Here is a 14,404-nt window from a genome sequence, read left to right as displayed (position 1 = left end):
TTTTTTAAGATACTAAAATTGTCTAGCGAAAACAATGGATAATATTACAAGTGTAAGCAATGGTGGTAGATAGATCATCCCAAAGGTGACCAAATCCAATTTATTTCGATTTTTTTGAAAACTTATCAAAGCCATAATAGCTATGATAATAGTCACTAACCATAGCCCTAAAAGGATGTAAAGAGATTGACTTGTGATATCCCAACCATTGGAGAAAGCTTGTAGAGCATACCCAGCTATCATCCCAATTGGAAATGACAAAAAGTATAAAATAAGGCCTAGTGTAGCTAGCCAGCGTTTAAACCAAATAGCTGGAATAAGCCCAATTAGTGATAGTATGGGATTGATAATCAAGGAGACCAGTGTCGCCCAGTGAGTTGGGAATAATATCTCAAAATCAATGAAGAAGCTACTATAAAACAAGATAGTTTGAACTATTAGAATCACGTTAACAGATTTTCTCATCACACCCTCCTGAAATCGCTCTCTTATTGATTATATCACAAAAAAGAAAGTCATATTTTCACTTAGAATAGAGGATGTATTACCTTCATTTTGAGAAATGCTGAAAGTTTGCTATAATCAGTTTCATGACACGATACAAAGCAATTATTTCTTATGACGGTACGCTTTTTTCAGGTTTTCAAAGACAACCTGGGGCTAGAACTGTTCAAGAGGAAATTGAGAAGACTCTTTTACGATTAAATAGTGGCAAACCTGTTACCATCCATGGTGCAGGACGAACGGATGCTGGCGTCCATGCTTATGGGCAGGTGATTCATTTTGACTTACCTCAGGCGCGTGATGTTGAAAAACTACGTTTTGGTTTGGATACTCAGTGTCCTGATGATATTGATATTGTTGATATAGCCATTGTTTCAGATGACTTTCATGCTCGGTACAATAAACATCGTAAAACCTATGAATTTCTAGTAGATACTGGACGTCCTAAGAATCCAATGATGCGACATTACGCGACAGCCTTTCCTTATCCTCTGGATCTAACTTCTATGCAGGAGGCTATCAAAGATTTGGTAGGAACCCATGATTTTACAGGATTTACAGCATCAGGAACAGCTGTTGAAAACAAAGTTAGGACCATCACCCAAGCAAGTCTGGAAGTAGATGCTAAAACAGGCCTTTTAGTGTTTACCTTTTCGGGAAATGGCTTCTTGTATAAACAGGTGCGAAACATGGTGGGAACGCTATTGAAAATCGGAAATGGTCGCATGCCAGTTAGTCAGATTAAGACAGTTTTAGCATCAAAAAATCGCGATTTAGCTGGACCAACGGCAGCAGGAAACGGACTCTATCTTAAGGAGATAACATATGAAGACACCTTATATTCTGACCATAGCGGGCAATGATATTTTAAGTGGTGGTGGCTTTCAAGCTGACTTAGCAACTTTTTCAGCCCATAAGCTCTATGGCTTTTTGGCTCAAACCTGCATGACAGCAATAACTGATGATGGTTTTGAAATTTTTCCAACAGATGATAATCTCTTTCAAAAACAGCTGGATAGCTTAAAAGGTATTCCTTTTTCAGCCATTAAAATTGGTCTCTTACCAACGCCTCAGATAGCTAGGGCTGTCAAAGTCTTTATTCAAAAACGACCACAAGTTCCTGTGGTTCTAGATCCAGTTCTAGTTTTTAAGGAAAATGCTGACCAAGAAGTCGCTCAAATGAGTCAAGAATTGCAAGAGCTCTTTCCCTATGCGACCATCATCACCCCCAATCTCAAAGAAGCAGAACTCCTATCTGGACAGAGCATTTCTAACTTGGAAGAGATGGGAAATGCTGCTAGAGTCTTGCAGCAAATGGGTGCCAAATCAGTTGTTATCAAAGGTGGTGCAAGACTAGAAGGAGACCAAGCCTTCGATGTTTTATTAAGAGAAGACGGTCAGGTGGATTTCTTACAGTCATCCCTTCTTGATCGCAATAATCAAGGGGCAGGATGTACTTTTGCTTCAGCTATAGCTAGTGGACTAGCTAAAGACCGGACCATTAGACAAAGTAGTCAGGCGGCAAAGGATTTTGTTTACCAGTCTATCGCACATTCAAATGATTATGGAGTGACACAATATGAAACAGACTAATATTCGTCAATTAGCCCTCTTGGCTATTTTAACAGCACTTAGTGTTGTCTTAGCCTACATTCACATCCCCACACCAACGGGTTTTTTAACCCTGCTTGATGCCGGTATTTATTTTACAGCCTTTTATTTGGGTTCAAAAGCTGGTGCTGTCGTGGGTGGTTTATCAGGCTTTCTCATAGACATGCTTCTAGGTTATCCTCAGTATATGATTCATAGCTTGATTGCGCATGGAACACAAGGCTTCTTTGGTGGTTGGAACGGCAAAAAGCGTCTCATAGGCTTGATTCTCGCCAGCCTTTTCATGGTAGGGTGGTACTTCTTGGCTGCTTTATTACTGGGTTATGGACTTGGTGCGGCTTGGGCAGGTATTTTTGGGAATATCTTTCAAAACTGCTTTGGTATGGGCTTGGGATATATTCTCTATAAAGCTATTATCAAACTAAATCTTCGAAAGTAGCCCTCATAACGACAATTTAGAAAGGTAAGCTCATGGATATTAAAACGCTAGCTGAAGACACACAAAAAATAGTGATGGATATTATCGACAGATCTGCCATTCAAAAAGGGCAGTTATTCGTATTAGGCTTGTCATCAAGTGAAGTTTTAGGGGGGAGTATTGGTCAAAATTCCAGCCAAGAAATCGGGGAAATTATTGTTAAAGTCATCCTCGATGAATTAGGGAAATCAGGGATTGAGTTAGCCGTTCAAGGGTGTGAACATCTTAATCGTGCCCTTGTTGTTGAACGAGAATACGCCCTACAAAAAGATTTAGAAATAGTCAATGTCTTGCCGTCTCTTCATGCTGGTGGTAGTGGGCAGCTAGCAGCCTTTAAGTTTATGAAAGATCCTGTCGAGGTGGAAGAAATTGTGGCTCATGCCGGACTTGATATCGGTGATACTTCGATCGGTATGCATGTTAAGCGGGTTCAAGTCCCATTGAAACCCATTCAAAGAGAATTAGGCGGAGCTCACGTTACCGCTCTTGCTAGTCGCCCAAAACTTATTGGTGGCGCGCGTGGTCAGTATTTAGAAGATCCTATTCGAAAATATTAGTAACAAATTATAAAAAGATAACTTGATTGTCTTCTCAAGTTATCTTTTTGATTATATGACCGCTAGTTTCTTTCATACCTGCGAAGAAAAATGGACAAGAAAGCTACTAGGGTAAGTGCGAGTTGATAGTTATTTAGTAACGATAAGTTTCTGGTAAAGTGAAGATAGACAAGACATAGACAGCTGTCATCAAAGCATAGAAGAGGTGGGCTAGGTTAAGTCCAAAGTTAGCGAGAACTAAACTCCAGACGAAGGTTAAGATGGTATATAAGCCATAAGTAAGAGCCCAGATAATTCCAAACATCAAGGTTGCTTTTTGCGGATTCATATCAGGAAGTTCATGTGGCAAGTTAAGAAAAACAGGATATTGTAGAAAAATAAGTAGCCCAGTGATAAAGAATAACGCATAAGCGAGAATTGGTGAACTTGGAACGATAAATAGTCCTGCTTGTGTCACTAAAATAGCGCTGATTCCCATAACAACTAAATAAGGTTTTCGAGGTCTGTTAAGAGGGAGTTTCATCATGATCAGTGTCGCTACCATTCCCCCGCCGGAGACAGCAAGCAACATGAGGCCTGCTTGAAAACCATTGTTACTAAAAGCACTAGCAAGAGTTGAAGGAAGGCTTGTTAAGCTCATGACGTATAAAAATAAGAAGCAGCCAAAGCCGACAGAAAATCGCCAAATAAAAGGATCTTTGATAGCTATGCTATAACTGTAGTGTTCGGCATGATTAGCAGCATTGCCTCTTGTATCAAAATCTTTGGCTTTAAACATCCAAATCAGAAACATACTAGCAGAAACCAAACCGATGATGGTTAAAGTAATGCGCCAATCTGCCTTCATAGCATCTGCGAAAAAGAGAAAAGCAACCGCAACAAAGAAAGCTCCGATATTATAGGTTGCTGTAATAAGTGATGAAACCATGAGCTTGTACTTGGGTTGGATAAAGCGAACAACCAGAGGATTCATATAAACCATAATCATAGAGCCACCTAGAGCCATAAACATACGCGCTATGATATAGAACCAATAATTAGGCATCCAAACAGCAACTAAAGAAAATAACAGCAAGATAAAAGCCAAGGTTGAAGCTCTTTTGATACCCAGTTTAATGAGAAAATAAGCGGCTAAGAAATTAGCAATGGCTCGAGCAATAGTTATGGTATAGTTGACAACCTGGCTGATAACAGGTGATACTGGACCGCCAAAGTAGTGATTTGTAATTTCAGCACTGAGATTTGAACCTCCGACCCAGCTGGCTGCAAATGTAATGTAAGCCAGAACTAATGTGAAAAACATAATGAGACCAGTTTTGGTCGAAACATTGGTATTGGACATATGATTTCCTTTTCTAATGATATAATTTCCTTAGAGCACTACACGGATAGCTCATCGTTACGATTTGTTGTAGATAATCATGCTATGGCATCGTCTGATTTTATTCTCTTAGGAAATTAGTAATGATATCAATCTATCAAAAGCTAGACATTTTTGATTCTTTATAGGCCTTTTAAAGAAATTAGTCATAGTTAAAGGAAGATAGAAAGCGTAAAAGTTCACAAAAAAGAAAGCGCATTCATTTGTGTAATCATAAGTTTATTTTATCTTATAAAATTAGTCAACTATAACAACTTACTATTTTAAAACTTATAATTTTCTAAAAATTAAAAACAAAGAGAACTCTTGCTCAATCAAGAGGATAAGCAAGAACTTAACTGTTAAACTGTCTGTTGAAATCTGAGCAGTATAAAACGAGAGTGGGAGAAAAATTGCTAACTCGAAGCCTTCGATTTTCCCCTCACTCCTAGGTTCGGACAGTTCAAATAGTTAGGGTAGTGACTATTGGGGTTGGAATTTGAGGAAGTAAGATTAGGGGTGTAAAAGCTGATGATACCAGCACATTAGAGAGTAGTGTTGCTTTGTGCCTCATGATTTCCTACCTTTAAGGCTTATAGGTCTTTAGGCACTCACCCCTGCTTAGTTGAGCAAATATAGTCTTTTGAATTAACTTTAGCACTCTCCGCTTTTTGATTTCTAGACTCAGATATGAGAACGTCCTCATAAGGCTTTGAGATTTCAACTTGCAGCCCCTGATGGGGGTAGGTTTTTCTTATCTTAGCTCCCACCTCAAACGGTTCATTAAACGGTTGAGCTGTCTACGTCTCAGTTACTTGTCCAAAAGTGAATTTATTTGACGATAACTAAAAAGGCAAGGACTTTTGTCCCTGCCACATGTTTTATTTTAAAATATTTTCCATTGATTCTCCGCCTAACACTCGCAGTTAGAGTAGGTTGATAGTGAGAAAAGTCTGGCTTATACGATGAGTTCTAGCAGGCTTTTTGAGGATACAGATAGAAGATAATCTAGGAGCATTCCCTTGGGAATGTATCACGCGAGCGGAAAATCCATTTGACAGTCTAAAAGTAGTTAGTTGTCTAGGAGAAATACTAAAAGATATCAATGGCTAAGTCTTTCTCCCGTCTAATATGTGATGCTATACAGCGAGATTAATTTTGATGTCCAGTTCTTACTTATTAGATTATTATAGAGTGTTACTGGTGTCCGATAGGTGTCACGGTTGGTAACTGAATACCCTCTTTTAGTAAGGCTTTCTGATAGAACCTGAAGAATTTTGGCCCAATAGTATATTGTTTCCCATTTTGCACGAAGATATTGACGCGGAAAACAAGTTGATTATTGGTGTTGGTAATAGCGCCGATAATATCTGGATTGTTAACAATTTCAGGATATTGCGGAACCTTATTGTCATTGACGGATTTGACAATTTCAATCACCTTCTCAAGTTCTGTATGGGCATAAATTGGTATGTCAACTTGAGCACGCATATTACCACGCGATTGATTGCTAACAGTACTGATATTGCGGTTAGGTACAAAATGTAAGGTACCATCAAAGCCGATAATCTGAGTTGTTCGAATTCCAACGCTTGCAACTGTACCAGAAACGTCACCAACCTCAACGACTTCATCAACTTCTAGCTGATTTTCAAAAAGGATGAAGAAACCATTGACCATGTCGGATAAAAATCCTTGTGCCCCAAGACCAACAGCAACACCAGCAATCCCAGCACCAGCTAGGAGGCTAGAGACTGGAATCCCTAAAATACTTAAAATCCAGTAAATTAGTAAGAAATAGAGGGCATAATTCATGACGTTATGAAGGAGTTTAGTCATGGTACGCTTTCTCATAGGACTCTGTTTGGTGAAGGCAATAGAGCGTTCGATAGCCTTGGTAAAAAGCATGTCAAAAATCTTTTTAGCTAGGAAAAAGAGCACTAGTAGTAAAATTAACGAGACAGTCTTCGAGATGATATTTTCTGCAATAGTTTCGATATGGAGTTTATTCCAATAATTTTCAATATAAGTCATAGAAGTAGTTTATCAAAAAAAGTTATAAAAATCATTTCATATTGAGAGAAAGCTCTTACTATTTACTTTCTTCTAATCCCTTGATTTTCAAGAGAAAACTGACAAAAAACTTTAAAAAAAATGGTAAATATGGTAAACTAAGCTGTATTATAAATTTTTAAGGAGAAATGACTTAATGTCTACATCATTTGAAAACAAATCAACTAACCGTGGTGTTGTAACATTCACAATCGGTCAAGATAAAATCAAACCAGCTCTTGATCAAGCTTTTAACAAAGTTAAAAAAGATTTGAATGCACCAGGTTTCCGTAAAGGACACATGCCTCGCGCTATCTTCAACCAACGTTTTGGTGAGGAAGCACTTTACGAAGATGCTTTGAACGCTATCTTGCCAGAAGCATACGAAGCAGCTATTGCTGAACTTGGACTTGATGTTGTGGCTCAACCAAAAGTTGATGTGAAATCAATGGAAAAAGGTCAAGACTGGGAAATCACTGCTGAAGTTGTGACAAAACCAGAAGTTAAACTTGGCGACTACAAAGACCTTGAAGTTTCAGTTGACGCTTCTAAAGAAGTTTCAGAAGATGAAGTGACTGAAAAAATCGAACGCGAACGTAAAAACCTTGCTGAGCTTGTTATCAAAGAAGAGGCAGCTGAAAATGGCGACACAGTTGTTATCGACTTTGTTGGTTCAGTAGATGGCGTTGAATTTGACGGTGGTAAAGGCGATAACTTCTCACTTGAACTTGGTTCAGGTCAATTCATTCCAGGATTTGAAGACCAACTTGTTGGTTCAAAAGCTGGTGACGAAGTTGAAGTTAAAGTTACTTTCCCAGAAGATTACCAAGCAGAAGACCTTGCAGGTAAAGACGCAGTCTTTGCAACAACAGTTCATGAAGTTAAAACTAAAGAAGTTCCAGAACTTGACGATGAACTTGCAAAAGACATCGACGAAGAAGTTGAAACACTTGATGAGTTGAAAGCAAAATACCGCAAAGAACTTGAAGCAGCTAAAGAAATCGCTTATGACGATGCTGTTGAAGGTGCTGCTATTGAGCTTGCTGTTGAAAACGCTGAAATCGTTGAATTGCCAGAAGAAATGGTACACGACGAAGTTCACCGTGCTATGAACGAATTCATGGGCAACATGCAACGTCAAGGTATCTCACCAGAGATGTACTTCCAATTGACAGGCACAAGCGAAGAAGATCTTCACAAACAATACGAAGCTGACGCTGATAAACGTGTTAAAACGAACCTTGTTATCGAAGCTATCGCTAAAGCAGAAGGTTTTGAAGCTTCAGAAGAAGAAGTTGAAAAAGAAATCACTGATCTTGCAGCTGAATACAACATGGATGCAGAGCAAGTACGTTCACTTCTTTCACCAGAAATGCTTCAACACGACATTGCTATGAAGAAAGCAATCGAAGTAATCACTAGCTCAGTTAAAGTGAAATAATTATTTCAATAATAACTAAAAATGGTTCAAAGATAAGACCGAAGGTTGATTCTTTGAACCATTTTTTTATGCTCTCGACAGAGGTATTCAACTGTTTTTATCTCACACGAAGTTTAATTATGCAATTTTAACAAAAAAATAAATAAAAATACAATTTTTCTTGACAAATGCTCTTATATGCATTAATATATAGAACGTGACATAAATATGCAAAAATGGAGACGAATTATGACTAAAGAAAAAATTGTTTTAGCTTACTCGGGTGGACTTGATACATCAGTAGCCATTGTCTGGCTTAAAAAAGACTATGATGTCGTAGCAGTTTGTATGGATGTTGGTGAAGGAAAAGATTTGGATTTTATTCACGATAAGGCCCTTAAAGTTGGTGCGGTTGAATCTTACGTCATCGATGTGAAAGAAGAATTTGCCAATGACTATGTGCTTCCAGCACTTCAAGCACATGCCTTCTATGAACAAAAATACCCATTGGTATCAGCGCTTAGTCGTCCTTTGATTTCTAAAAAATTGGTAGAGTTAGCTCATGAAACCGGAGCAACAACAATTGCGCACGGATGTACCGGAAAAGGGAACGACCAAGTTCGTTTTGAAGTGGCTATTGCAGCTCTCGATCCAGAATTGAAAGTGGTCGCCCCTGTCAGAGAATGGCAATGGTCTCGCGAAGAAGAGATTGCCTATGCCAAAGAAAATGACGTGCCAGTTCCAGCAGACTTGGATAACCCTTACTCTATTGACCAAAACCTTTGGGGGCGTGCTAATGAGTGTGGTGTTTTGGAAAATCCTTGGAATCAAGCGCCAGAAGAAGCTTTTGGGATTACCAATTCTCCTGAAGAAGCACCAGACCAACCGGAATTTGTGGATATCACTTTCGTAGCTGGTAAACCTGTTGCAGTCAATGGTGAAGAACTCAGCCTAGCAAAATTGATTCAAAAGCTCAATGTTATTGCAGGTAAACATGGTGTTGGACGTATTGACCACGTTGAAAACCGTTTGGTTGGTATCAAATCAAGAGAAATTTATGAGTGCCCAGGAGCTATTACCCTTCTTGCCGCTCACATGGAAATTGAAGATTTGACATTGACACGTGAAGTCTCACATTTTAAACCTATTTTAGAAAATGAATTTGCTAATCTTGTCTATAATGCTCTTTGGTTTAGCCCAGCGACAAAAGCTTTACAAGCTTACATTGCTGAAACGCAAAAAGTAGTTAACGGAACAGCAAAAGTGAAATTATACAAAGGTCATGCCCAAGTTGTGGCTAGAAAATCAGATAATTCACTTTACGACGAAGATTTGGCAACTTACACAAGTGCAGATAGTTTTGACCAAGAAGCAGCAGTAGGCTTTATCAAACTTTGGGGCTTACCAACCCAAGTTAATGCTCAGGTCAATAAAGATTAAGGAGTTATTATGGTTGGAAATCAAAAATTATGGGGTGGCCGTTTTGAGGCTCAAGTAGCGGAATGGGTAGAAGCCTTTGGCGCTTCTATCGGATTTGACCAAAAAATGGCAAAACAGGACTTAGAAGGCTCAATTGCCCATGTGACCATGCTGGGTGAAACAGGAATTATTAGCCACGAAGAGTCTTTTACCATAAAAACAGGGTTGATGGAGTTGCTATCTGAACTTGAAGCAGGTACTCTCAACTTTGATATTTCTAACGAAGATATCCACATGAACATGGAGAGTCTGTTGACGCAAAAAATTGGTCCGGTTGCTGGTAAACTCCATACCGCACGCTCTAGAAATGATCAGGTTGCGACAGATATGCATCTCTATTTGAAAGAGCAATTACACACCATCGTGTCGCTCTTGAAAGACTTACGTCAGGTTTTAGTTGCCTTGGCTGAAGAGCATGTAGAAACCATTATGCCGGGTTATACACACTTACAACATGCTCAGCCAATTTCTTTTGGGCATCACTTGATGGCCTATTATCAGATGTTTACGAGAGATAGTGAACGGTTCACCTTCAATCTCCAGCATACGGATGTCTCACCTCTTGGAGCAGCTGCCTTAGCTGGTACGACCTTTCCAATTGATCGTTACCTGACTAGTGACTTGCTTGGTTTTTCAGCGCCTTATGCGAATTCTTTAGACGCTGTGTCTGATCGTGATTTTATTTTGGAATTTTTAAGTAATAGCTCTATCCTCATGATGCATCTTAGCCGTTTTTGTGAGGAAATCATCAATTGGTGTTCACATGAGTACCAATTTGTGACCTTGTCAGATACTTTTTCAACAGGGTCATCTATCATGCCTCAAAAGAAAAATCCTGATATGGCAGAATTGATCAGAGGCAAAACAGGTCGTGTATACGGTGATTTACTAGGTTTACTGACGGTTATGAAATCTCTTCCCTTGGCTTATAATAAGGATTTACAAGAGGACAAGGAAGGTATGTTCGATACAGTTGATACTGTCACCGTTTCCCTAAAAATCATGGCTGGTATGTTGGAAACCATGACGGTTAATAAAGACCTTATGGAAACGTCAACGACCAAAGATTTCTCAAATGCAACTGAGCTTGCGGACTATTTAGCGGCTAAAGGCTTGCCATTCCGTGAAGCACATGCCATTGTCGGACATATGGTCTTGGAATGCACCAAAAAAGGGATTTACCTTCAGGATGTGCCTTTGGAGGACTATAAGGTTCAATCAGATTTGATTGAGGCCGATGTCTATGAGGTTCTGGATAGTCATCAGGCTGTTGCCAGACGTCAATCCCTTGGTGGAACAGGATTTGATCAGGTTCTGTGGCAGATTGAAAAAGCAAAAACAGATTTATTGTCATAATCGCTCTAAAGTCAATAGTCGCAAGGCTTTTGGCTTTTTTGATGTTTTTTTGATATAATAGGGAGAATACAGATATTTGGAGATCACTTTGAAAAAATCATATCGTGTTAAAAGTGAGAAGGATTTTCAAGCCATCTTTAGCAAGGGGAAAAGCTGTGCCAATCGGAAGTTTGTTGTCTATCGTTTGGAAAAAGAGCAGCCACATTATCGCCTGGGCTTATCGGTGAGTAAAAAGCTTGGTAATGCTGTGACACGTAACCTTATCAAGAGGCGATTGAGACATATTGTGATGGAGTTAGACTCAGGTCTGCGTCATCAAGACTTTGTTATCATCGCTCGTAAAGGTGTGGAAGAGTTAAGCTACCAAGATATGAAATCTAATCTCATACATGTACTAAAAATTGCAGAATTATTTGAAGAAGGACAAAGTAGTGAAAAAGAAATTTAAACTCTTAGGAATGGGTGGACTAGCTCTTATCTTGTTAACAGCTTGTGGCACCAGTGAAGTTACCAAATCGTCAAATGGTTTTTGGAGCCAGTTGATCTATCTTTTTGCAGAAATCATTCGTTTCCTTGGTTTTGGTGGCTCAATCGGTCTAGGTATTGTACTCTTTACCCTCTTGATTCGCTTGATTTTGATGCCGCTGTATCACATGCAACTCAAATCAAGTCAAAAAATGCAAGAGTTACAGCCAGAATTACGTGAGTTACAACGTCAGTATCCTGGAGCTGAAAACCGTGTGAAATTGGCAGAAGAAAGCCAGGCGCTCTATAAAAAGTATGATGTTAATCCATATGCTTCCTTATTGCCATTAGTGGTTCAATTACCTATTTTGATGGCTTTGTATCAAGCATTGAGCCGCGTTGCTTTCCTAAAAGAAGGTCATTTCCTCTGGGTCAACCTAGCTGAGAGAGATCCTTACTTTATCTTGCCAATTCTCGCTGCCTTCTTTACTTTCTTATCAACCTGGTTGACTAATAAGGCTGCTAAAGAGTCAAATATCACCTTGACTATGATGACCTACCTCATGCCGATTTTGATTTTAGTGATGGGGGCTAACTTGGCTAGTGGTATTGCCCTTTATTGGACAGTGTCAAATGCTTTTCAAGTTGGTCAAATTCTTCTCTTAAATAATCCTTTCAAAATCATTGCAGAACGTAAACGTTTGGAAGAAGAAGAGAGAGAACGTTTGGCGAAAATTAGACGAGCTAAGAAAAAAGCGCGTAGAAAGTAATAAAGGAGAAAGAAAATGGCTATATTTACAGGTAAAAACGTAGAAGAAGCGATAGAGACTGGTTTGAATCAGCTCGGAATCCCTCGTTTAAAAGCACGTATCAAGGTCATTTCCAAGGAGAAAAAAGGCTTTTTAGGTTTTGGTAAAAAACCTGCTCAAGTCGAAGTTTCTAGCATAGAAGACGCTCAAGCATCTGATAAAAAAGCCAGCAGTGTCACTAGTATTTTCAAGGAACGTCCAAAATCGACCGCTGAATTAGATGACAAAGCATTAGTGGCAGAATCGACTGATTCCCAAGAAGTTTCAGAGCCTTCTCAGTCAACTGTTCTGGATCCAGAGGTGACCGATACAAAAACAGTGATTGAAGAAGCGATAGTCACTCCAAGCGAGTCCGCAGATAGTGTTGAAATCCAGCCGTCAGAAGTATCTTCCGAAGCAGAAGTTCGTGTAACAGAAGAATCTGAAGGGCTGCTGATTATTGAAGAACAACCAAGTGTTGATAAAGAAATTTCTGATACAGCGGCACAGGTTTCTGATGAAGAGACTTTCGATCAATTCGTTGCCAAAGAATTTTCAGCTGATGATAATGTGTCATCACCAGAGTTGGTTGCGGAATTAGAAGAAGCTGCAAGACAGGTGACAGCCTATGTTCAGAATGTCATTGATGAGATGGACGTGGAAGCAAGTATTGACACGCAGACTAGTCGACGTCGAATCAAGTTACAAATTGAGACAACAGAACCTGGTCGTGTGATTGGTTACCACGGCAAAGTGTTGAAATCACTTCAATTGTTAGCGCAGAATTATTTGCATGACCGTTATTCACGCCATTATTCCGTATCCATTAATGTTCATGACTATGTTGAACACCGCACGGAAACCTTAATTGACTTTACGCATAAAATTGCTGACCGTGTTTTGAAATCAGGAGAGTCATTTGATATGGATCCAATGAGTAACAGTGAACGCAAAACGGTTCATAAAACCATTTCGCAAATCGAAGGCGTATCGTCTTATTCAGAGGGTGATGATCCTAATCGCTACGTGGTAGTGACTTTATCAGAAGATTAATCATAGAAGCTAGCTTATTTAGCTTCTTTTTTATTGTTTCTGACCACTTAGAGGTTCTTTTTAACCACTTATCCAAGAACCTGTCACAAACTAAGAAGGATTTGATATCATAAAACCATAAAGAAAGATAAGAAATGAGGTGGTGATGGTGAAATGGGAATTTCAGCAACAAGCTGTTGACGAATTGTCAGTCATCATTCAAAATGGGAGCTATGACCAAGAAGTCGCAGAGTTTGTGAGCTACATCGAAGCCTACCAAGCTAATAGGAAGGATTTAATCACCATAAAAACAAGTGATGATATTCTGATTTTAAAAATTGCTGATATCTCAGCTGTAGAAGTCGACGGAGATTATCTGCTTATCTACGAGAAAACGAGAAAAGTCAGGACTCGTCAAAGGCTCTACCAGTTGAAGGAAAAGCTAGGGGATAGAGACATGATTCAAGTTTCCAAGCAAAGTCTGATTAACATCAGCCATTTAGAACGGATGGAAGCGTCATTTTCTGGTAACATGACCGCCTTTTTAAAAGGTGGTTTGAAAGTCACTGTTAGCAGACGTTATTTAAAAGCTTTGGAAAAACGATTAGGCATTTAGAGGAGAAGAAAATGAAAAAAATAGTGCGTTATTTTATGATGGGTGTAGGTATCGGATCGTTTTTATATATCGTATCGCTTTTAGCTTATGGCTTTGAACCAACTTGGGAAAACGTAATTGTTGATTGGTTAGCTAGCGGCCTTATGGGGATTTCAGGACTGATTCATGAACACCCTAAGTGGTCTGATGCCACAAAAAATACTTTAAACTTATTGGCGGTCTACGTACTAGTGATGGGGATGTTGCTTTATAATTCTTGGTTACCTTTGGAGTTTGGTTATGTGATAGGTGGGACTATCCAGTTTCTGGTTATCTATGGGTTGATTGTTTTATATTTTGCTTGGCAAAATAAAGACAGTGTCTCTAAAATCAACCAAAAACTCAGGAATAAAGAAAATAAATCTTGACAAGGATTGCTAATTTCTGTAAACTAGTATGGTATGTTTAGTAACTGATATCACAAATAGCCGGCTAAACGAATACGAAAATCTATGAGGAGGTATTCATTGTGAAACGTACTTATCAACCAAGTAAAATTCGTCGTCAACGTAAACACGGATTCCGTCACCGTATGTCTACAAAAAATGGACGTCGCGTGCTCGCAAGCCGTCGTCGTAAAGGGCGTAAAGTCTTGTCAGCTTAATCGCTAACAAGTGATAATAAAAGAAAACCAGAAGTGCTCGAGA

General features: G+C 39.1%; 16 protein-coding genes. 13 read left to right on the top strand and 3 right to left on the bottom strand.

The features are described from left to right. Positions 1–12: 12 nt before the first annotated feature. Positions 13–465: a hypothetical protein gene (locus tag C0J00_RS09405; protein WP_104968606.1), complete on the bottom strand. Its 453-nt coding sequence runs from the start codon at positions 463–465 to the stop codon at positions 13–15. 125 nt (positions 466–590) lie between these two features. Here C0J00_RS09405 and truA point away from each other — a divergent pair, with 125 nt between their 5' ends. Genes truA through C0J00_RS09385 form a run of 4 tightly spaced genes read left to right on the top strand, consistent with a single transcriptional unit; the run spans position 591 to position 3,150 of the window. Continuing rightward, entirely contained in the window at positions 591–1,367 is a 777-nt protein-coding gene (truA, locus tag C0J00_RS09400) for a tRNA pseudouridine(38-40) synthase TruA (protein WP_104968605.1), read from the top strand. Further along, positions 1,330–2,097 carry a bifunctional hydroxymethylpyrimidine kinase/phosphomethylpyrimidine kinase gene (locus tag C0J00_RS09395; RefSeq protein WP_104968604.1) on the top strand — a complete coding sequence of 256 codons (768 nt, stop codon included), beginning with the start codon at positions 1,330–1,332 and terminating at the stop codon, positions 2,095–2,097. The genes truA and C0J00_RS09395 overlap by 38 nt, the downstream gene beginning before the upstream one ends. Then, positions 2,084–2,554 carry an ECF transporter S component gene (locus C0J00_RS09390; RefSeq protein WP_104968603.1) on the top strand — a complete coding sequence of 157 codons (471 nt, stop codon included), beginning with the start codon at positions 2,084–2,086 and terminating at the stop codon, positions 2,552–2,554. Before C0J00_RS09395 ends, C0J00_RS09390 begins: the two co-directional genes overlap by 14 nt. A gap of 32 nt (positions 2,555–2,586) precedes the next feature. Next, complete coding sequence (locus C0J00_RS09385) at positions 2,587–3,150, top strand: TIGR01440 family protein (RefSeq protein WP_104968602.1); 564 nt, start codon at positions 2,587–2,589, stop codon at positions 3,148–3,150. A 133-nt stretch (positions 3,151–3,283) separates the two neighbouring features. On the opposite strand, the gene C0J00_RS09380 is transcribed toward C0J00_RS09385, so the two are convergent. After that, complete coding sequence (locus C0J00_RS09380; protein ID WP_104968601.1) at positions 3,284–4,492, bottom strand: MFS transporter; 1,209 nt, start codon at positions 4,490–4,492, stop codon at positions 3,284–3,286. Between the two features lie 1,215 nt (positions 4,493–5,707). Beyond that, positions 5,708–6,544, bottom strand: a complete 837-nt coding sequence (locus tag C0J00_RS09375; RefSeq protein ID WP_104968600.1) for a mechanosensitive ion channel family protein — start codon at positions 6,542–6,544, stop codon at positions 5,708–5,710. A gap of 175 nt (positions 6,545–6,719) precedes the next feature. On the opposite strand from C0J00_RS09375, the gene tig reads away from it, so the two are divergent. From tig to rpmH, 9 genes are all read left to right on the top strand, one after another. Next, positions 6,720–8,003, top strand: a complete 1,284-nt coding sequence (gene tig, locus C0J00_RS09370; protein WP_104968599.1) for a trigger factor — start codon at positions 6,720–6,722, stop codon at positions 8,001–8,003. A 228-nt stretch (positions 8,004–8,231) separates the two neighbouring features. Further along, positions 8,232–9,422, top strand: a complete 1,191-nt coding sequence (locus tag C0J00_RS09365) for an argininosuccinate synthase (protein WP_104968598.1) — start codon at positions 8,232–8,234, stop codon at positions 9,420–9,422. Positions 9,423–9,431: 9 nt separating this feature from the next. Next, a complete protein-coding gene (gene argH / locus C0J00_RS09360; RefSeq protein ID WP_104968597.1) occupies positions 9,432–10,817 on the top strand; it encodes an argininosuccinate lyase in 1,386 nt (461 codons plus the stop codon). An 88-nt stretch (positions 10,818–10,905) separates the two neighbouring features. Next, the gene (gene rnpA / locus C0J00_RS09355) at positions 10,906–11,265 is read left to right on the top strand and encodes a ribonuclease P protein component (RefSeq protein WP_104968877.1); all 360 of its coding nucleotides are present in this window, start codon (positions 10,906–10,908) and stop codon (positions 11,263–11,265) included. Then, complete coding sequence (locus tag C0J00_RS09350; protein ID WP_104968596.1) at positions 11,249–12,052, top strand: YidC/Oxa1 family membrane protein insertase; 804 nt, start codon at positions 11,249–11,251, stop codon at positions 12,050–12,052. Before rnpA ends, C0J00_RS09350 begins: the two co-directional genes overlap by 17 nt. A gap of 15 nt (positions 12,053–12,067) precedes the next feature. Next, positions 12,068–13,123 carry an RNA-binding cell elongation regulator Jag/EloR gene (gene jag / locus C0J00_RS09345; protein ID WP_104968595.1) on the top strand — a complete coding sequence of 352 codons (1,056 nt, stop codon included), beginning with the start codon at positions 12,068–12,070 and terminating at the stop codon, positions 13,121–13,123. Positions 13,124–13,268: 145 nt separating this feature from the next. After that, positions 13,269–13,718, top strand: a complete 450-nt coding sequence (locus C0J00_RS09340; RefSeq protein ID WP_324761699.1) for a LytTR family DNA-binding domain-containing protein — start codon at positions 13,269–13,271, stop codon at positions 13,716–13,718. 11 nt (positions 13,719–13,729) lie between these two features. Next, on the top strand, positions 13,730–14,125 hold the full coding sequence (locus C0J00_RS09335) for a DUF3021 domain-containing protein (RefSeq protein ID WP_104968594.1): 396 nt from the start codon (positions 13,730–13,732) through the stop codon (positions 14,123–14,125). A 101-nt stretch (positions 14,126–14,226) separates the two neighbouring features. Next, a complete protein-coding gene (rpmH, locus tag C0J00_RS09330; RefSeq protein ID WP_000831903.1) occupies positions 14,227–14,361 on the top strand; it encodes a 50S ribosomal protein L34 in 135 nt (44 codons plus the stop codon). The last annotated feature ends 43 nt before the right edge of the window (positions 14,362–14,404 follow it).

The sequence above is a fragment of the Streptococcus pluranimalium genome (assembly GCF_002953735.1).
Classification (GTDB): Bacteria; Bacillota; Bacilli; order Lactobacillales; family Streptococcaceae; genus Streptococcus; species Streptococcus pluranimalium.
Note: the sequence above shows the minus strand (reverse complement) of the source record. Positions and strands in the feature narration are given on the sequence as shown.